Consider the following 21,419-nt stretch of genomic DNA (forward strand, 5'->3'; position numbering starts at 1 on the left):
AAGTCTGTTCCCCGCATGCGCGGGGATGAACCGGATAGCGGGTTGACATTTGACGAAATGGTTGACTGTTCCCCGCATGCGCGGGGATGAACCGGCGCTTCTTCTGGTATTAACACATTCCCGCTCCTGTTCCCCGCATGCGCGGGGATGAACCGTATTGGCAGGTCGTACGGCGTAACTGGGCAATCTGTTCCCCGCATGCGCGGGGATGAACCGCATGCTAAGCCCGAATGAAATAGCTGAATACACTGTTCCCCGCATGCGCGGGGATGAACCGCGGTGCAATCTGTTGACGTGCGATTGTCTCTGCTGTTCCCCGCATGCGCGGGGATGAACCGCGCGGGACGCCTACCAAGCACATATTGACGCACTGTTCCCCGCATGCGCGGGGATGAACCGCCCTGATCGAGGAGCTCGCGGCGCAGGTTGCCCTGTTCCCCGCATGCGCGGGGATGAACCGGTGGCGCGGCTTGGCTACAATATCAGCGGATACTGTTCCCCGCATGCGCGGGGATGAACCGCCGGTCAAACTCAGGCCCTACGCCGCGCGTACCTGTTCCCCGCATGCGCGGGGATGAACCGTTCTACGCATGGGTAGAACCGCGCATTGGTGCCTGTTCCCCGCATGCGCGGGGATGAACCGGCGGATGTGATCGGGCTCGGTGCCGAGCTCGACTGTTCCCCGCATGCGCGGGGATGAACCGGGTAGTAGTGCTCCGTCCGCCCGTTCGTTCGGCTGTTCCCCGCATGCGCGGGGATGAACCGAACGCAGGAAAATCAGCAACCGAAGTTGCTTGCTGTTCCCCGCATGCGCGGGGATGAACCGCCTGAGCAGGGAGGATGGACGTGTAACCCGACCTGTTCCCCGCATGCGCGGGGATGAACCGCCCATTTCCCGCCATGATTTGATGATCGGGGCCTGTTCCCCGCATGCGCGGGGATGAACCGGTCCGCAATCATATTCAGGAAGTCGGACGCCACTGTTCCCCGCATGCGCGGGGATGAACCGCGCACGCTGGTTGGGACCCTGAGAACCATGGACTGTTCCCCGCATGCGCGGGGATGAACCGCGCGCGCTGGTTGGGGCCTTGAGAACCATGGACTGTTCCCCGCATGCGCGGGGATGAACCGTTGCATCCGGCGTTTGGTCGGGTATCCAGACCCTGTTCCCCGCATGCGCGGGGATGAACCGTTACAGAAAGCTGGTTTGAACGGTCGATATTCCTGTTCCCCGCATGCGCGGGGATGAACCGAGCCTTTCCGGCAAGCTGGACCCCAAGCACGTCTGTTCCCCGCATGCGCGGGGATGAACCGCGGTACAGGGTAAGGGGACGCTCCGAGCCTTTCTGTTCCCCGCATGCGCGGGGATGAACCGATCGCCTAGCTGAACTTGACGACTGGGCGGCGCTGTTCCCCGCATGCGCGGGGATGAACCGAAACGCGATGCAGACCCTGAGTTCCAAATTAACTGTTCCCCGCATGCGCGGGGATGAACCGATCGAGGAATACACCCCGCCCGTTACCACCGTCTGTTCCCCGCATGCGCGGGGATGAACCGGTCGGCCTTTTGGTCTGGTGTCACCTTGAATACTGTTCCCCGCATGCGCGGGGATGAACCGGTGCCCGATGGACGAGAACAGCCTAATCACCCCTGTTCCCCGCATGCGCGGGGATGAACCGCGGACCGTATATCATTTTCTGAGGCTAATACACTGTTCCCCGCATGCGCGGGGATGAACCGTTCGACCACGACCGAGCCATGTTTATGGAACACTGTTCCCCGCATGCGCGGGGATGAACCGAATAAAGACCAGTTCGAGAATGCCAAGGCGCACTGTTCCCCGCATGCGCGGGGATGAACCGACAGAGGCCCATGACATCATGACATCACTAACCTGTTCCCCGCATGCGCGGGGATGAACCGATGGACAGGGTAGGTCGGACGCTAAAAAACGTCTGTTCCCCGCATGCGCGGGGATGAACCGGACCGCCTGAACGCGGACTTCGCGGCTGCGCGCTGTTCCCCGCATGCGCGGGGATGAACCGGGCGTAGACGGTGACAGTCCATCTTTAAACTACTGTTCCCCGCATGCGCGGGGATGAACCGACAAGTTACGCCGCAACCATGCTGGCCCCTGACTGTTCCCCGCATGCGCGGGGATGAACCGTAGCGTCACGCTGGCATTCCCGCGATCAGAACCTGTTCCCCGCATGCGCGGGGATGAACCGCCTAAAATGTACATGTACGTTGAGAGTGCCGTCTGTTCCCCGCATGCGCGGGGATGAACCGGATGCGTGGGCGTTCGTCAAGGCGCAGGCTGTCTGTTCCCCGCATGCGCGGGGATGAACCGGAACTGTCGATTAACGTTAGCGGCAACACGAGCTGTTCCCCGCATGCGCGGGGATGAACCGTGCAGATCCTGCTGCTCCGTATTGCTGAAAGTCTGTTCCCCGCATGCGCGGGGATGAACCGTTGATCGGTTAGAGAAGGCCCTAATTGACGTTCTGTTCCCCGCATGCGCGGGGATGAACCGCCGCAGTCGGATATCCAGCTTGAACTGGTTTCCTGTTCCCCGCATGCGCGGGGATGAACCGGCGCTAGCAGACCGGGCTACAGATACCGCCACCTGTTCCCCGCATGCGCGGGGATGAACCGAGGTCGATCAGGTTTACGACGTGACCCCTGCACTGTTCCCCGCATGCGCGGGGATGAACCGTTTTTTCGAGACGATAGAACGCTCGAAATTGACTGTTCCCCGCATGCGCGGGGATGAACCGCAGGTTCTGCACCGCCGTCTTGCCATACCCTGCTGTTCCCCGCATGCGCGGGGATGAACCGGAGAAACCAATGACACACACATACAAATCAGACTGTTCCCCGCATGCGCGGGGATGAACCGGCCGAAGGTTTCCCCTCAGCCCGTCAGACGCACTGTTCCCCGCATGCGCGGGGATGAACCGCCACGGCGGCGGAGGACTTCGGCAAATGCGGCCTGTTCCCCGCATGCGCGGGGATGAACCGCAGTTGACCGAGTACATGGACCAGATGCAGCGCTGTTCCCCGCATGCGCGGGGATGAACCGGCCAGACGCGCCGCGCCATAGCTTCCGGTCACCTGTTCCCCGCATGCGCGGGGATGAACCGACCGCAGACGGGTATCTAGTGGCCGAGGCTTACTGTTCCCCGCATGCGCGGGGATGAACCGTGTCGCTGCAACTGCGTGCGGTGGGTTCAACCGGTCAACGCAACATCTTTGATATGAGATAGTGTGAAAGGACTGAGCATGGCGCAATCTGCACGTATTGGATTTTCGCAAGAACAGAAGGCGGAACTCTGGCAACGCTGGAAGAATGGCGACACACTGAGCGAGATTGGTCGCGCCCTGGGTAAACACGCGGCCTCTGTCTTTGCTATCCTCGTTGCGCGTGGTGGCTTCGCGCCTGTGGCGCGCAGGCGTAAGGTGGGAGCGCTTACCTTTGCAGAGCGAGAGGAAATTTCGCGCTCCCTGAGTTCGGGGCGGTCTGTGCGGCAAATCGGTCGTGATCTTGGACGAGCCCCCTCCACGATTAGCCGTGAGGTTTCGCGAAACGGGGGACGTTTAGTATATCGAGCATCTCGGGCCGACGATCAGGCGTGGGCGCGCGCCCGTAGACCCAAGCCATGCGCATTGGCGCGCAACCCCGAACTCTGCGCCTTGGTTGCTGCCAAACTGTCTGAGCAATGGTCCCCGCAGCAGATTGCGGGATGGTTGAAAGCGGAAGGTCACGCTGCGACCATATCCCATGAGACAATCTACAAAAGCCTTTTCATTCAATCACGTGGCGTGCTGGATAAGGCAGTTCTATCACATTTGCGCAGCCGCAGGATCATGCGTAGAGGGCGTACCGCGACAACTGCAGGCCAAACGCGTGGCCAGATTATCGACGCGGTCTCGATCCACGATAGACCTGCCGAGATCGAGGATCGGACACAGCCCAGGCACTGGGAAGGGGATCTGTTAAACGGCTCGAAAAACAGTCATATCGCGACACTGGTCGAACGTAGTTCCCGTTTTGTGATGCTCGTCAAGTTGAGGGGAAAAGACAGCAACAGCGTCATCCGCGCCCTGAAGGCGCGCGTGCGTCGCCTGCCCAAAGGCATGATGGCATCTTTGACGTGGGATCGCGGCACCGAACTCGCGTATCATGCCAAATTCACGGCAGCGACTTCGGTTAACGTCTATTTCTGTGATCCTCAAAGCCCTTGGCAGCGTGGGAGTAACGAAAACACCAATGGGTTGCTGCGCCAGTATTTCCCGAAAGGGACTGATCTGTCTGCATATTCACAGCGAGACTTAGATGAAGTGGCGCACCGCTTGAACACGAGGCCACGCAAAAGCCTTGGCTACCAAACTCCTGAGGATACCATGAAGCGAAACGTTGCGCTGACCGGTTGAACCCACCCCGTCTTCCTTATGCGACCAAGGGGCAAGGGGCGTTGCCGGATTTCGCAGGAAGTGGGTCTTTCTTTTGGCTTATTGCGGTAGGGGTACTGTCAAATCGTTGCTTCAGCTATCAATTCATGCCGGTTCTGATTGCGGATTGGTTGCACGGTCCGCGTCCGGATATGGGCCCGACTGCTTGAGCATCATTGATACGGGAAAAGGAATTGGATCCGTCGCGGGAATCTTTCTTCAATTAAGAATGGCTTAAATCATTTGCGTTTCAATTCTTGATTGCATGGGAGATCTGGCGGACTTCGGGCGCGAGAAGATTTTTTCAGTTCGCACTAACCCGAGCGCGCCATCCGTTCTGCCTTAAGGTGGCGCGGCATATCGCATCTGAAATTACACAACTTTCCCAAGAAATCTAGTAAGTTACGCGAATCCATGGCGTATTTCGGAGAGCTGCCCATGAATTTTAAGCCAATCTATCCATTTGGATTTGGCGCATATTTGCAACCTTCAATTTTGGTTAATATTTTTCAAATCGTCACCATTTAATTTCCGTACATGTTCTATTGCGAATACGTCTTGAGAGGGGGCTAATTGTTGCAATCCATTGGCAATTGCCACGCAAAAATCAATTATAGGACTTAGCCAGCTATGACGCTCGCCACGCATACCGACTTTTCCCGAAATCTTGATACGATAGCTGATACAACGAATGTACCGGCGGGCGTGTCGCGGACCGGCACCGGTCTGGACGGGCTTTTGTCGCTGGTGGCGCAGGATCAGGCGCTGAACCTTTTTGTCACCCCTTTCGATATCCAGACTGCCCTATCCGCAATGGCCGAACTTAATGCCATCATTGTGCAAGCGATCCATGAGACGGGGATTGCGGCGGACGGAGAGATATCGACCCCTGATCTGTTCCAGCTGTCTACCCATATCACCGCCAACTATGCGGACGCGTGGGCGCTGGCCCACGGGGATGATGAGGCAGGCGAGGAGACCGGCTTTCATCTGGTGCAGAATGACGGGGCCAACACCCAGCTTTTCGGAAGCAATGCGATCAATACGGTGATTGATGGCCTCTATCATCTGGGGTTTGGCTACACTGGAAACCATCTGATCAATGAAGACGGTAACCGAAATGTGCAGGTGGATGATGCGGCGTTCTGGCTGAACGCCCTTCTGGCGCGGGATATCGCGGCGGGGGTTTTTGCAGGGGACACCGCGCCCGCGCCGATTGCCACTACTGGCACGGGGCTGGACGCGCTGGTTGCTATGGTCCTGACCGATGAGGGCTTGAACCAGCGCCTGCCGCTGGAAGAGCTGCGCGCCGGTGCCGAAGCGGCCAACACCATGAACACCATCATCATAGAGGGCATCAAGGCGCTGGGTCTGGCCAATGATGGCACCTTTGATCCGGCGAATGTGACGGCTTTGGCCGACTGGATCCGCGCGAACCACTTTGACGCCTTTGTCGCGGCCCACGGGGATGATGAGGGCAGCGAAGAGACCGGTTTCCATCTGGTGCAAAACGACGGGGCCAACACGCGGCTTTTCGGTGAGAATGGCGTTAATACCGTGGCCGATGGCATCTACCATCTGGTCTTTGGCTATACCGGCACCAATCTGATCAACGAGGACGGCAACCGCAACGCCAACACCGAGGATGTGGCCGACTGGCTAAACCGTCTGCTGGCCGATGATATGGCCGCTTTGGCCAACGGGGATGTGGCCGAGTATGTCGAGGGCACCACATCCACCGGTCTTGATCGCCTGATCTCGCTGATCGCTCATGACGAAGGACTGCGCACCCGCGCCTCGGACGCGGATATCCGTGACGGGGCCGAGGCCGCCAACACCATGAACGCCATCATCATCGAAGGGATCGAGGCTTTGGGCCTAGGCGATGACGGTACCTTGTCGCGTGGGGACGTGATGTCTTTGTCGGACTGGATCGCCGCAAACCGTTATGAAGCCTTTGTCGCCGCCCACGGGGATGACGAAGGGGCGGAAGAGACCGGTTTTCATCTGGTGCAGAACGACGGGTCCACTGGCCGCATCTTCAACCAGAACGCGGTGAATACGGTGGCCGATGGCATCTATCACCTTGTCTTCGGCTACAGCCGCGGCCGCCTTGTGAATGAGGACGGCAACCTGAATGTCTCGATCGGGCAGGTGTCCTACTGGCTGAACGCCCTGCTGGCCGAGGATCTTAGCGATTGGCGTGCGGCGGCGGGCAATGGCGAAACCGTGCTGGGAACCGGCCTTGATCGACTGGTGGCAATCATCGGTGCGGACCCGATCTTGGCTCAACGCATCCCCCTGACCGAAGTGCTTGACGGCATGGCCACCGCCCAAGGCATGAACGACATCATCATCGAGGCGATCAAGGCCACAGGCGTGGCGGCGAACGGCGAAATCTCGGTCGCGGATGTGCGCGAGATTTCCGACTGGATCAACGCTAACCGCTATGAGGACTGGCTGCGCCTGCATGGAGACGATGAGGCGGGCGAAGAGACCGGCTTCCATCTGGTCCAGAACGATGGGGCAAATACCCGTCTTTATGGGGATAATGCCGTGAATACGGTGGCCGATGGCATCTATCATCTGGGCTTCGGTTATGATCGCAATCGTCTGATCAATGAGGATGGCAACGCCAACGTCACATTGACCGATGTGTCTTACTGGTTGAACGATCTGCTGGCCGATGATCTGGCCGATGGCTCGCTGGTTGGGGCGGTAGACCCCTATGACGTGGCGACCACCGGCACCGGTCTGGATGTGATCACGCAGGCGCTGTTCTCGGACGATGTTCTGACCCGCAAGTTCACCACCTCGGAACTGGCGCAAGCGGCGACGGCGGCGGATGGGTTGAACGATATTCTGTTGCAGGCCATCCACCAGACCGGCGCTGCCAATGACGGCGTTTTTGATGAAAACGACGTGCGCCTGATCAGCGCCTGGATTGCAGACAACGCGCTGGATCAGTGGGATGCGCTGTGGGGTGCCGACAGCACAGACAGCGACGGTTTCGGCAAGGTGCAATATGAAGGGGCGACCTCTTCGTTCGACGGGGACAACCTGATCGACCGCATGGCGCGGACCCTTTACGGGCTTGGGCATGACATCCGCTACGATGTGGCGCTGTACGATCAAACCAACCGCTATGTGGGACGGGTCGAGGACGCGGCCACCTATCTGAACCAGTTGCTGGCCGATGATCTGGACAGCGGCGCGCTGGTGAACAGCGATATCGTGGCCGCCGCCGAAGGCAGCTTTGACGATGCGCTGATCGCCGAAATGACCACACCGCTGGTGCTGGGGGATGGGCAGCAGGCGGTGCAGATCGCCCATGACGCCGCCCAAGAGGTGGACCAAGGCGCGATTGCCATCACCTTTACCTCCGACACGACCGAGGGCTGGGACCGGCGTACGCTGCTGTCCAAGGACTACCGCTCTTACGGGGATGGCGGTCATCTGACCATCACTGTCCGCGGGGGCCGGATCGAGGCGACGATGCAGTCCGGTGACACTACCTATACGCTTTCCTCACCCAAGGATGTTCTGGTGACGGGGGCGGCGACCGATCTGGTGCTGAACTTCGGCACGGACGGGGCGCAGATGTATGTGGATGGTGCTTTGGTGGCGGAAAACGCTGACGCCGCAATCACTTGGGCGCTGAACGACAGCCCTATCGCAATTGGTGAAAGCCGCCAGTGGGCCCGCAATGACAGTCTGACCAATTACGGTCTCTTTGACGGTGAGATCAGCGTCGTGCGGATCTATAACCGCAACCTGACCGCCCAAGAGGTTCTTACGCTGGACACCCAGCCGGAACAGGCCACGCCGCAGGCCGTTGCCCTGCCTTCGGGCAGTGTGCAGACCGTGGGTGCGGAGCTTTCGGCGGCGATCTTTGATGTCGCAGGCAGCTTTGTAACCATTGATCAACTGATCAACGGTGTGGCTGACGGTAGCTTGACCGCGACCCACGCGGCCTCTGTTGATACCCTTGCCTTCCAAGGCCACGGCACCCAAAGCCTGTCGGATTTCCTTGGCGATGCGGGGGCTGTGACCGACGGCGACGGCTCGGTCGCGATGACCACCATGGGCATGCATTTCACCGGCTATATCTGGCTGGATGCGGGGGCGCATAGCTTTACCGTCCGCTCGGACGACGGGTTTGCCCTGTTCGTGGGCGAGGCAGAGATGATGCGCTATTCCACCCCGCGCCCGCAGGCGGCGACCTCTGCCAGCGCGGATTTCGCGGCGGGTCTCTATCAGATTGACGTTTACTACTATGAGAACGGCGGCTCGCAGGCACTGGAATTGACACTGGATGGCGCGGCGCTGAAGCCTTCGCAGCTTTATACCAGCATTCAGTCCTATCAGGAGGCCGTGGCCTATGATCCGGCCATGGATACGATTGCTCTGACCGGCACCGGACTGGATCAGATCGTAGACTGGATCGCCAGCGATGGCGGGTTGGAGTTGCGCACCCTTGCCACCGATCAGGCCGAGGCGATCGAGGCCGCAAAAGGCATGAACCAGATCATCGTTGAGGCGATCAAAGCCATCGGCGCCGCCGATGACGGCACCCTCAGCGTGGCCGAGGTCTATGACTTGGCCGACTGGATCAACCAGAACCGCTATGACGATTGGGTGCTGTATCACGGGGATGATGAAAACGGCGAAGAGACCGGTTTCCATCTGGCCCAGAACGACGGTGCAACCACCATCATCTATGGCGAGAATGCCATCAACACGGTGGCTGACGGCCTCTATCACCTAGGCTTTGGCTATAACGGCAACCGCCGCCTGATCAATGAAGACGGCGCCCAGAACGTGCGTGTCGAAGAGGTGGCCGATTGGCTGAACCACATCCTTGCCGATGATCTGGCCGCAGGCTCTTTGACCTCGGGGAATGACGTGGCGGTCACGGCCACGACTGGCACGGGGCTGGATCACTTGACGCAGGTTCTGGCGACCGATCAGGATCTGAACCTTTTCAACTCGGAATCCCGCCTTGTTCAGGCGGCGCAGGCCATGAACGTGATGAACAGCCTGATCCTTGAGGGTATCCACACCCTTGGCTATGCCAACGACGGTGTCATCTCTGCCGCAGAGATCGCGGGGCTGTCCGATTGGGTGCAGGCGGATGCCGCGCGTCTTGCGACATTCATCGAGGCCCATGGCGATGAGGAAGGCGGCGTGCGGACCGGTTTCCACATTGTGCAAGGCACGGTGGCCGATGCTGTCATGTTCGATGCCAACACCATCAACACCGTGGCTGACGGGCTGTATCATATGCCCTTCGGCTACACCGGCGGTCGCCTGCTGAATGAGGACGGCAACCAGAACGCCGCGCTTAGCACTGTGGCCGATAACCTGACCCAACTGCTGGCCAATGATCTGGCCGATCTGGTCAACCCTGATGCAGAGGTGGTGCAGGGCACTACGGGCACCGGTCTTGATCTGCTGGTGGATCGAATTTGGGCCGATAGCGGATTGCAGGCCCGTATCTCGATGGCAGAGATTGCCACGGGCGCTGAGGCTGCCGACCAGATGAACCACATCATCGTGCAGTCGATCCAGACCCTTGGCTATGCCAATGACGGCACCCTTGCCGAAAGCGAGGTGCGCGGACTGGCCGAATACATCGCCGCAAACTACGCCGTTGGCGCGGACAGCCCGTGGCTGGTTTATCACGGGGATGATGAAAACGATGAAGAGACCGGCTTCCATCTGGTTCAGAACGACGGCGCGACCTCTCGGATTTTCAACGAAAATCTTGTGAACACCGTGGCTGATGGCATCTACCATCTGGGCTTTGGCTATCGCGGCAACCGTCTGATCAACGAGGACGGCAACAACAACCAGACCATCACGGATATCGCCGATTGGCTGAACACCTTGCTGGCCGATGACATGGCCTCGCTGGTGAACAGTGATGTGCAAACCTTTACGGGCACCACCGGAACAGGGCTGGATCAGTGGGTGACGCTGATCATGGAAGACATTGGCCTGAACCAGAACGTCTCGATCACCGATATTACCCAAGGGGCCTATTACGCCGATCAGATCAACACCATGATCGTGGACGGGGTGATCGCCACGGGTATCGCCCGCAATGGCAGCTTTAGTGCCGCCGATATTCGCACCCTGTCGGACTATATCGCGGCGAATTACTATGGCGGTGACGCGACCTCGGCCTTTGCGATTGCCCATGGCGATGATGAAAACAACGAAGAAACCGGTTTCCATCTGGTCCAGAATGACGGTGCCAGCGCCCGCATGTACGGGGAAAATCTGGTCAACGCCGTTCTGGACGGGGTCTATCATCTGGGCTTTGGCTACAACAGCCGTGGCCGTCTGATCAATGAGGATGGGGCCCAGAACCAGACGCTAGTGGATGTGGCCTACTGGCTAGAGGCTGCCCTTGCGGTGGAATTGACCAGCGGCGCATTGGTGACTGAGGCATCAAGCAATCCCTATGTAACAGGGACCACCGGCACCGGTCTTGATGCGTTGGTGGATCTGATCGTCGATGATCAGCGCCTGCATGACACGCTGACCGTCACCCAGATCGCCGAGGCCGCCAGCGCCGCCGATGCCCTGAACACCCTGCTGCTTGAGGCGATCACGGCCACCGATGTGGCCCGCGATGGCGCTTTCACAGCGTCGGACCTCAAGGACATCTCGGTCTGGCTTGGTCAGAACTACGCCGAGGAATGGGCGGCCCTGAACGGTGACAGCAGCAGTGGCTTCTCGTTGGCGATGGATGCCCGAACAGCGCTTTATGGCGAACGGGCCGTGAGCGGTGTGATGGATGCCTTCTACAATCTGGGCTTTGGCTACAAATACGATTACGTCATGACCGAGACCGGTGGCTATGACGTCAAGTTGCATGAGGCGGCCCTGTGGCTGTCTGATCTGCTTGAGGCAGAACTGGCAGACGGTTCTTTGGTTGGCGTGTTGCCCTCGGTCGAGGAAACGCCGGTCATGACCCGCACCGGTCTGACCGTTGACGGGAACAGCACGGCAGAACTGCGCTATGTGGATGCGACGGCTGAAGGGTCGATCCTGACCACTTTCACGCTTGACACCATGAACACCAACACGCGCTATACCCTGTTTGAACGGGCGGCCAATGGGGATGCCGAAGGGTATTTCCGCGTCTATGTGGTCAATGGTGATCTGCGGCTGGACCTGCGGCAAGGGTCTGCGTCCTATTACGCCAAGGGCGATGCGCCGGAACTGGAGGCAGGGACCGAGTACTCTGTCGCGATGACCTTTGATGATGACACCGTCAGCGTCTATCTGAACGGCACCAAAGTGCTGGCCTTCTTGAACCCCGGTGTCGACTTTGCCGCGATGGATGCGGAACTGATGCTTGGGGGCTCGTTCAGCATGGGCTCGGCCGGTCAGGTCTATCCGTGGCATGTGTTTGACGGGCAGATCGCCTCGGTCGCGGTCTATGACACTGCGCTGGAAAACGGGCAGATCGCGGCACTGGACAACTCTGGCGGGCTGGATCTGCGGGTGCAGGCGGGCGCTGTGGCGCTGGCGGCAGAGACCGCAGGCGTGGGCGATGGTCTGAATGGTGCGCTGTTTGATGTGGACGGCACTATAGGCTCGATCGGGTCCTATCGGGCGCAAACCGATGGCGTTGCGGCGGACATGACCTTCACCACGGATGTGCTGCAGTTCAAATCGGCCAGCTCTGGCACGCAAGAGGCCTTTGTTGCCAGCGGCGCCGCCAGCTACATCGGCGATGGCAGCGCGAAAGCCGATACCTTTGGTCTGAGCCTTGACGGGTTCATCTTTGCCGAGGCGGGCAGTCACACCTTTGACATCGAGAGCGACGACGGTTTCTCGTTAAGCATTGGCGGTGTGGTCGTGTCCGAATTCGCAGGTCTGCGCGGAACGGCGACCACCCGTGCCGAGGTAATGTTCGCCGAGACCGGCTATTACGCCATCGACATCGATTACTTCGAGAATGGCGGCGCGCAGGTGCTGAAGGTCGAGATGGACAACGGGGTTCTGGACGACACTTTCCTGTTCACTGAACTGCCTGATCTGGTCTAAGGCTCTTGGCTCTTTCTGTTCTGTTTGCGGAAGGGGCCGTCTACGTGGCAGGCGTTGTGTTTTAGGTATTTTTGCCAAGATGAAATCAGGGCCGCTCGGCGAGGGATTGCCGGGCGGTTTTGTTTTTCTGGATGTTCTTATTTTGTTCTGATAGGGTGGGGCGTTTATTCTAGCGGAGGTCTTTGGTCAGATGAAATTCAGATATGGTGGGTTCATGTGAACCAGCATGCAATTTTGACCCTGTAGCGGGGTGATCGGCATCCAAATATGACCCCCCTTACGCTGATGTTCATCATGCCCCCGAGGTTATCGGGGAGCACAGTGTGGGATGTTGGTTGTGGAGACGATTGCGAAGATCCGGCGGGCATATTTTCAGGATAAGAAGAAGATCAAAGAGATCTGTCGCGAGTTCCGGGTCTCGCGGAACACTGTGCGTAAGGTGATTAGGTCCGGGGCCACCGAACTTACCTACGAGCGCACTGTCCAGCCGTTGCCGAAGATCGGGCCTTGGACCGATGAACTAGACGAGATGCTCGCGGCGAACGCCCGAAAGGGGAAGCGAGAGCGGTTGACCCTGATCAGGATTTTCGAAGAGTTGCGTGTCCGCGGCTATAGCGGTGGGTATGACGCCGTCCGGCGATATGCGGCATCATGGAGCAAGGAAGAACGATCTGCTTCAGTCGCGGCGTACGTCCCGTTGACCTTCGATCCAGGTGAGGCCTACCAGTTCGATTGGAGCCATGAGATCGTTCTCATTGACGGGGTCACGACGACCGTGAAGGTAGCTCACGTTCGCCTCTGTCACAGCCGGATGCTGTTCGTCCGCGCCTACCCTCGCGAGACACAAGAGATGGTCTTCGACGCGCACGACAAGGCTTTCGCCTTTTTTGGCGGCACCTGCACGCGGGGTATCTACGACAATATGAAGACGGCGGTGGACACGATCTTCGTCGGACGTGACCGAGCCTACAATCGGCGCTTCCAGCAGATGTGCGGGCACTATCTTGTAGATCCGGTCGCCTGTACGCCCGCTTCGGGCTGGGAGAAGGGGCAGGTCGAGAACCAGGTCGGCGTCGTGCGGCGGAGGTTCTTTGTGCCGCGGCCCAGATTCAAAAGTTACGCCGAACTCAATGCGTGGCTCGAGGACCGCTGCGTGGCGTGGGCCAAGGCCAATCCCCATCCAGAACGCAAGGATCGAACGACTTGGGACGTGTTCCAAGCGGAGCGCGAGAGCCTTGTTCCGTATGTCGGATCTTTTGACGGCTTCCATGCGGTGCCTGCTTCTGTGTCTAAGACGTGCCTCGTGCGGTTCGACAACAACCGGTATTCGGTAGATGCCCGCGCCGTCGGGCGCCCGGTCGAGATCCGTGCCTATGCCGCGCGCATCGAGTTTTGGCAGGACGGTAAGGTCGTGGGGCAGCACGATCGCGCTTTCGGGCGCAACAGGGAGATCTATGACCCGCTGCACTATATCCCTGTTCTGGCTCGTAAACCTGGCGCCCTGCGTAATGGTGCCCCCTTCAAGGACTGGGAGTTGCCGGTTGCCATCAAACGCGTGCAGCGCAAGTTGGGGAAGGTGCCGAACGGCGACCGCCAGATGGTTCAGATCCTGAGCATGATCCCGACAGACGGACTGGATGCCGTGGAAGCTGCGTGTGCCGAGGCATTGAAAGAAGGCGCACCTGCAGCGGCCGTCGTTCTGAACATTCTAGCCCGACACCGCGAACCTCCACCGCCACTCACGATTGCCACACCCGATGCCTTGCGACTGACCTGCGAGCCAGTGGCCGATTGCAAACGCTATGACACCCTGAGGAGACCCGATCATGGAAAGATCACAGGTGCTGGACGCGATGGGCCAGCTAAAGCTCTACGGAATGAAGGCCGCATACGATGAGATCATCGCCACAGCTGTGAAGCGGCAGCACGAACCACAGCAGATTGTTGGTGACCTTTTGAACGCCGAGATAAGCGAGAAGCAGGCGCGTTCAATCAAGTATCAACTGACCATCGCCCGCCTTCCGCTGGCCAAGGAGGTCGACGAGTTTACCTTCGAGGACACGCCGGTGAACGAGACGCTGGTCCGCGATCTGGCACTCGGCGACTTCCTCGACCAGCAGCGCAATGTCGTGCTGATCGGCGGTACCGGAACTGGCAAGTCGCATCTCGCGGTAAGTATCGCACGATCCTGCATCAGACGGGGTAAGCGGGGTCGGTTCTTCAACGTGGTTGACCTCGTGAACAAGCTTGATGCCGAAGCCCGCGCTGACCGCCAAGGCCGTACCGCCGATCTGTTATGCCGCCTCGACTTCCTGATCCTCGACGAACTAGCCTATCTGCCGTTCGCGCAAACTGGCGGCCAGCTTCTGTTCCATCTCATCAGCCGTCTTTACGAACGGACTTCGATCATCGTCACAACCAACCTCGACTTTGGTGAGTGGCCCTCCGTCTTCGGCGATGCAAAGATGACCACAGCACTTCTGGACCGTCTCACGCACCACTGTGACATCGTAGAAACCGGAAACGAGAGCTGGCGCTTCAAGACCCGCGAATAGTCAAAACGCAGCTGGCCCGACGCGGCTACGCTATATGGAGGCTACACCGCATCGGGCCAGCTGCCGTCGAGCATCAGGGGGTCACTTTTGAATGCCGATTGGGGGGTTAAAATTCGATGCCGATTGACACAGGTGGTCTGTTCCCCGCATGCGCGGGGATGAACCGGGCGGATATGGTGCGTTCCGGGCGCGGCGCGCCTGTTCCTCGCATGCGCGGGGACAACCGCTGACCGTGCGGAGCGCGGACCCGCTTTTCTGTCTGCGCCCTGCATGCACCGAGGTGAACTGACAAACAAGGACGCTTTGAAAGGACCGCGCCCCGGCTCACGATTGTAGTCCATCAGGCAAAAGCGGTACAAGGTGGTACAGACGCGTACCGCTTCTTGTACCGCGTAACCTATTGTCAGGAATGGAAAAAATGCAAGCGGTACAGCGGTACAGGTTTTCCCGGAAATATGTGTGTAAGTGCGTGTGCGCACGAATATTTTCTCCTAGAAATAAAGATATTTTGGACATTATCTATTAAATTATTGATTTATATAGATATTATCTATCTTTATCCTTGGAAACAAATCGGACATAAGTTGGACAGACCTTGGACGAGATCGGACATTCTGCGATATTTGTCCAAGGACCGGCTTGCCACGGGACGGCAACATGCGGTTGGTGCCGCTTTTAAATGTGATGAGCGGTTTCATGTCGGTTGGTAACGCATCTCTGCGCAGCCTATCGATCTATGGCACTCCGAGACATGCGATAGACCCAATTACGGGGACCGAAACTCAGCCGGTTTTGGAGGCTGCCGCTTTTCGCCCGGATCAAGATGTTTTGGCTATCCAGGAATTTTGCCCACTCGACGGCGCTGCCGTTACTCACTTCATTTAAAGCGTCTTTCGTGAAGTCATATACTTTATCTGTGTACCAGACCTTCACCACTTCGGGTTTGAGGTGGTCCTTGCCAGCTTTGTGTGAACATTTCTGTTCAGGGGAAAGTCGGCTGAGATATTTCGAGATCTCGTCAAGGTGGATGCGCAGTGTTGCGGAGATCGACCGATCCTGGGCGTCGTACCATTGTCGCGCGACATGCTTCACGGCTTCGAGGGCGTCTCCTGACTGCCACCCGGTGATCCCCATGGAAGAGGCGTGCTCGCCCGCAAGAACGATAAGGGCAAATTGGCGGATGATCCGGGGGATCTCTCCCTGGAGGGCCTCACTGATATTCAGGGCTTGGTTCAACTTCAGGAAATAGCCGTCAAGTTCGGCCTCGAATCCTGCCCGAAGAAAAGGGTCATTCATAAGGCGTTCTACAAATGCTGGCCCAACCTTGCCGAACTCTTCGTTTGACTGCTGCGATAGAGCATCCACAAAACTGCGTCCATGGTCCGCCCCATGCAAGACGTGGAACACCCCGTGGGGGGCGCTGACGGGAATATCGAGCCAGCGCACTTCCTGACCGCCACTGTTCTTCTCACCGCTGGCTTTGAGCATTTGCGCGCCGCTGAGTTCGCCTGCGGAAAGCAAGATGACTTGCCAGTTGTTGGTTGTCTTTGTCGTCCCGTCCTTATCCGCGCGGCCCTTTCCTTTTTCATTCCCGAACATGTAAATGTCGTCCGCAAAGGCCCGTTTGGCTTGCTCTTTCGGCAACTCGTCAACGCACAGAACAGTGTTGTTGGCTTTGACCAGCCATCCCTCCAGTGCATTCCCCGTGGCACGCCACGTTTTAAGATTGGGGTTTTCAGGGCGGGGCCAGAGGCCTTCGGCGACGCGCAGAAGCGTTGATTTGCCGGTACTGGTGTGGTGGTAAAAATGGACAGCGAAGCTTTTCACAGTCGGGGCAAACGGCAAGAGGGGCCCCGTCAGGGCGGCCGAGCAGGCGAACATGAGATAGGGATTTCCCCGCGCTTTCTGTCCTATTTTCCTGCGCCAGCCTTCCAAGGTTCCTTTTGTTTTGTTGGTCGTTTGAGGTTCTATGACGACCTCTGAGGTAAATCCCGGCGCTTTCAGAACCTGCCCATTGGTGAGGGCAAAATAGTCTTCATTGTTCCAACCCAGGGTCGTGGCAATCTTGTGATGCTCTTTTACCGGCCAGAGGGAGATTAACTCGGCAACAACTTTTTTCTCTCCGAAGACTATCCACCCCCTATTGCCCATCACTCCGAGCGCTTTCGGGGGAGCGCTGATCAACAGATCGTTGCGGACCAGAACCTCGACGATGTGACCATCAGTCGTCAGAACCTCGATGAGGAACGACATGTTCGCACGATTACGATCGTAGGCGCGCGCCTTCACGCGAAACGGGGTGCAAAGCTTGACTCCAAATGCAAGAATACATTGCTCTTTTAGCTCGTATTTGGTCCGATTTTTCGAGTTTATTTCTTTTAACTCGCTTTCGATTTCTTTGAGAAATGAATCGATATGGGCCATGATTGTCGCATCATAAGTGGAGTTGATTGAAAAATATTGAAACGATCAATGCACATTTCGCTGCCAGGGTGCTCTCCGGAATATTGGCATGAGCTCATAGGATACAGCGCTGGAATTTTGCGGACTGGTAATTTGCAATTTAAGTCAGGTCCAGACAGAACTTCTGAATTTTTGGCGGAGGTTTCGGTCACGCTGATGGCCAGAGAACCGCGTTGCCCCAACGCGGATTGAGTTCGGAGTGCACGCGGTCCTGAACATCGCGGTTCTTGGAAGTGTCGCGACACGCCAGTGGCTTTTGCCGTTGAGGAGCGCCGAGAGGATCTCTGCTGTATGTTCCAATGCACGCAGGACGGCGGCATGCCATTCCTCCTGTGCGACAAGCTCCGATCCCCACCAGCCCCCCTTTCACGGAGTGGCCCATTCCTCTGGTGGCGCATCCACATCGCAGGCTGGTTTCACCTTACCTCGCTCTGCCATGGCATTGAGGACATCGAGCCAGTCCTTGCAGGGGCGGGTGGCCCCTTCGATGCGTTTGTGCGGCGCGTGGCGTTCAACGATGGGAAGTAATTGCTTCAGCTGCGCGTGCAGAGCCTCTCCAGCGCGGTCGTTGTCAAAGCCCGAGCATACCTGACGACCTATCGCCAAGGTTTTCAGGGCCAGCTCTGTCCTCTGACCGAAGCCGCCGCCGGTGCTGACGTAGATCGTATCAAACCGCGCCTCTAGCTCTGCAAGGGCCAAGGCGTCGAGCCCGCCTTCAAACACCACCATCCGCGTGGCGGTCTTGGGGTCGCCAAGAACCGAGACGGTCTTCACCCCGTCTTTGGCAAAGCGCGCGGTGTTGCGGGTGCCATGTTTTTCCCACGCCTGCTCAAACCCCAAGATATCGCCGGTCTCGGGATGCCTATGCGCAAAGTAGATGCCGCCGTAAACGCCCGCACGGACGCTTTTGCGGAACCGCTGCAGGGTTGCCTTTGCAATGCCCCGGTCTTCTGCGTAGGTGCGGCGATCCTCGATATAGGGGGCCTCTTCCCAGCGTCTGCGGGCTTGGGTGTGATCCCGTGGCGCCTCATAGGACCCGTCGCGGGCTGGCAGGGGCGCGGGCACTTCAGTCCCCATGATCTGGCGGAATGCCTTGCGGGCATCACCCAGTGTACTGCCGGGGTTATCTGCCTGCCACAGATCGATCACCGAGCCGCTCTTCCCCGTCTTGTTGTTCGTCCAGACCCAGTAGGGGCCTTTGCGGGTTGCCTTGATGGTCTCGGCCCCCCGCGTATAGGTGCGCAGCTTGTGCCCGCTGGGGTCATTGTGCCCGTCTTTGTGGCGCGGCGTGAAGGTCCAGCCGCAAAGGCTGGCGATCGCATCGATGGATACTTCCTTCATGCGGGCCAATTCGGTCTCGTCATGATCAAGGAATGTCCGCACGATCCGTCGTCCCTTGGCAGAGCCTGCCAGTTTTTCAGTGTCTCTCGGAGGAAGGGCGCGTGTGCGGTCACGTTCATTGCGAAAGGCCGCGGTGATACTGCGCTTCTCATCTCGCGCAACGCGCTTTATGGCCCGTGAGACAGGGTCTTTGTCGGGCTTCAGGGCGTGGAGAACGTCTTCTACCTCTTTGAGGTTTGTGGCCTTCTCAGCGTCTCGCGCAGCCCGTGCCTGAGCGCTCTTAGCGCGCGCTGCATCATGGTCTGCGACTGCCTCTAGCGCCGCGAGTTGAACCCCTTCGGCGATGTCCTCGATGCTGGTTTCCTGCGCCCTCAGACGCGCAAGGATGGCATCACACTTGGCTTGAAGGTCTTCGGGGACGCCAAAGACAGGCAGTCCGGCCTGCGCCGCTTCAAGCGATGCGGCACGGACAAAATCCGGTGGACCTCTGAACCGTACAGAAGACCAGCCCTTGGCCTTTGCCATCGCAATCATGATGGCCCGCGCCTCTTTGGTATCGCCAGAGGTCGTGACCTTCTCCCCATGATCCAGAATGGTTGTCGTGTCCCGCAGAGTGATCCGAGGGGGCACTTCGGCAAAGCCGACGAACTTGATCGCCTCTGCAACAAGGGGATCAACATGGATCCCGCAGTAGATGCGGCGCAGGAGCGTTAGCTTGAACGAGGAGGCAGAGGTGTATTTGCGATCCTTCTCCGCAATGAGGCCGGACATGCCCGCGATGGGGGCAGGGGGCGTGGGCAACGGGGCCTCCTGCACTGGGGGCGGCGCCTCATAAGGGCCAAAGCGCTTTTGCAGCTTCGAGATCGAGAACTTTGCCCCGAAGGCCGAGGCTTTCAGATGCTCTCCGCTGCCCAAAAGTAAGACCCGCGCGCCCGAGCCGTGCTTGTCATAGCGCAGACCCATTGCCAAAAGCGCATTGTGCAGGCTCGGCCAATCCGGACTTGTCGCCACAGCCGCGGCAAAGCGATCTCGCAGGGCATCTGTCAGGGAATGCTCGAAGGTCTCAAAGCCGGTGGATTTCTCAAACTTGCGATCACCGCTGGTTTTGGGGCGTCTTCCCTTTGCCCGTGCCGCTTTCTTCCGCTCATAGGCATCAGGGGATGGTTTCAGGCGCACCGAGCCGTCGGGGGTGATGTCAAAGTCGAACTGGCCGCGATCATGGCTCCACCCTTGCAGGACCTCAATCTCGCGGCAGGCCTTCTCGACCCGCATATGGTCGTTGGATTTGGACCAGACCTTCCCTGTGACGGGATGAACCGTGTTCACAACAATATGGAAATGCGCCTGCGCCTTGTCCCGATGAAGGGCAATGACGGCCTGATGGTCCTCAAGTCCTAGGGCCTTAATTAGATGCGCGGCCGCTGCCATTTGGTGTGCGTCTGTCGGCTGCTCTTGTGCGTGCCAGCTGGCGGCCAAATGGTAATAGGGCTTTTGCACGCGGCTGTTCAGTTCCGAGACAAGCCGCATTTCTGTGGCGGCCCCGCGCCATTCGGTGGCGGCGAGGTTGCGGGTCTCCACATGGGCAGCCTTTTGCCAGATATAACGGACCCCGGGCAGAAACGCCTCTGCCGTGCCACCTGACCCCTTTTCACCGGGTTTTCTGATGATCTCGACAATCATGACAGCGCTTTTCCCAGCCGCTTGATCAGCGCCCCATGGAGCGCTTGGGTGGTTTCAAAAACCTCCATGTCCGGTTGCGAGAGCTGCGCAACACGCCCTGTGTTGATGGCACGGGCGATCTGGTTGAGGTTGGACCCTTGCTTTGACAACTCGGCAAAGAGCTTGAGTTGATCCCGCCGTTCGCGGCGCCTGATGGCGACGTTGCCCAAGACGAAGGCCTCCAGATAGTCCTTCGGTGTTTCATAACCTGCCGCCGCAGCACGTTGCGCAAAGGCCGCGTGCTGTGCCTCGGTGACACGTTTCTGAACGATTTTGGCGGCGCGCCGCCGTTCTGATCTGGGCTTTTTATCCCCTGCTTTTGCCATCTTCTCTGCTTCCTTCATGTCCGGAGGATCCGCCTTTCTCGGGCCGCTCCCTTCTGTCTTCTTCTCCCCTATGGCCCATCTCCGCCGCCCGCCGAGGCCATCAGGCCGAGAAGGGCAAGCGCTTCGCCTCGCAAAGAGGCGCGCCACTTAGAGCGCTATTGATTGGGGGTTTTTCGCAAATTCCGTTCAGGGCCATAACGCTGTAGGTCACGGCTACGGTAAGACCGATCAGGCAGACCATCAGCGCCCCACCCATAAAGGCCGCGCGCCGCATGGCGCGTTTACTGATCGCATCCGCCCGGCTCTGGATTGCGGCTTCGGAGATCGCAGCGATTTTCTCGGCGCTTTCAGAGATGGCCTCAGCCACAGCCCTGCGGGCCTGCGTGTCAGCAAGTGCCGATGCTTTCCTCAAGGTCTGCTCGAACTTACTGAATTCGCTGCTAACCTCTTTGACAACGTAGTCGCCTGCGTACTCGAAAGTCTGGGAGTATTTGTCGA

At 58.6% G+C, this 21,419-nt stretch carries 8 protein-coding genes and 1 CRISPR repeat array; of the genes, 4 read left to right on the forward strand and 4 right to left on the reverse strand.

Annotation, left to right across the window (positions count from 1 at the left end; genetic code table 11):
* Positions 1 to 4 precede the first annotated feature (4 nt).
* Positions 5 to 3,205: a CRISPR direct-repeat array (repeat unit 29 nt; unit sequence CTGTTCCCCGCATGCGCGGGGATGAACCG).
* Positions 3,206 to 3,283: 78 nt separating this feature from the next.
* The 4 genes from CLV74_RS19845 (at position 3,284) to istB (ending at position 15,072) form a co-directional block, all read left to right on the forward strand.
* Positions 3,284 to 4,435 carry an IS30 family transposase gene (locus tag CLV74_RS19845; RefSeq protein WP_106268303.1) on the forward strand — a complete coding sequence of 384 codons (1,152 nt, stop codon included), beginning with the start codon at positions 3,284 to 3,286 and terminating at the stop codon, positions 4,433 to 4,435.
* A gap of 648 nt (positions 4,436 to 5,083) precedes the next feature.
* Positions 5,084 to 12,517: a LamG-like jellyroll fold domain-containing protein gene (locus CLV74_RS19850; protein WP_106268305.1), complete on the forward strand. Its 7,434-nt coding sequence runs from the start codon at positions 5,084 to 5,086 to the stop codon at positions 12,515 to 12,517.
* A gap of 328 nt (positions 12,518 to 12,845) precedes the next feature.
* Positions 12,846 to 14,414: an IS21 family transposase gene (gene istA / locus CLV74_RS19855; protein ID WP_106268307.1), complete on the forward strand. Its 1,569-nt coding sequence runs from the start codon at positions 12,846 to 12,848 to the stop codon at positions 14,412 to 14,414.
* Positions 14,344 to 15,072 carry an IS21-like element ISPkr1 family helper ATPase IstB gene (istB, locus tag CLV74_RS19860; RefSeq protein WP_106268309.1) on the forward strand — a complete coding sequence of 243 codons (729 nt, stop codon included), beginning with the start codon at positions 14,344 to 14,346 and terminating at the stop codon, positions 15,070 to 15,072. The genes istA and istB overlap by 71 nt, the downstream gene beginning before the upstream one ends.
* Positions 15,073 to 15,798: 726 nt before the next feature.
* Here the strand turns inward: istB and CLV74_RS19865 are convergent.
* The 4 genes from CLV74_RS19865 to CLV74_RS22925 form a co-directional block, all read right to left on the reverse strand.
* Positions 15,799 to 17,496, reverse strand: a complete 1,698-nt coding sequence (locus CLV74_RS19865; RefSeq protein ID WP_106268311.1) for a DUF927 domain-containing protein — start codon at positions 17,494 to 17,496, stop codon at positions 15,799 to 15,801.
* 405 nt (positions 17,497 to 17,901) lie between these two features.
* Positions 17,902 to 20,556 (reverse strand): relaxase/mobilization nuclease domain-containing protein, encoded by a 2,655-nt coding sequence (locus CLV74_RS19870; protein ID WP_106268313.1) that lies wholly within the window; start codon positions 20,554 to 20,556, stop codon positions 17,902 to 17,904.
* Positions 20,553 to 20,939 (reverse strand): plasmid mobilization protein, encoded by a 387-nt coding sequence (locus CLV74_RS19875; protein WP_106268315.1) that lies wholly within the window; start codon positions 20,937 to 20,939, stop codon positions 20,553 to 20,555. The genes CLV74_RS19870 and CLV74_RS19875 overlap by 4 nt, the downstream gene beginning before the upstream one ends.
* Before the next feature lie 82 nt (positions 20,940 to 21,021).
* A partial coding sequence (locus CLV74_RS22925) for a hypothetical protein (RefSeq protein ID WP_170108119.1) occupies positions 21,022 to 21,419 on the reverse strand: 398 nt, incomplete at its 5' end.

The sequence above is a fragment of the Donghicola tyrosinivorans genome (genome assembly GCF_003003355.1).
Classification (GTDB): domain Bacteria; phylum Pseudomonadota; class Alphaproteobacteria; order Rhodobacterales; family Rhodobacteraceae; genus Donghicola; species Donghicola tyrosinivorans.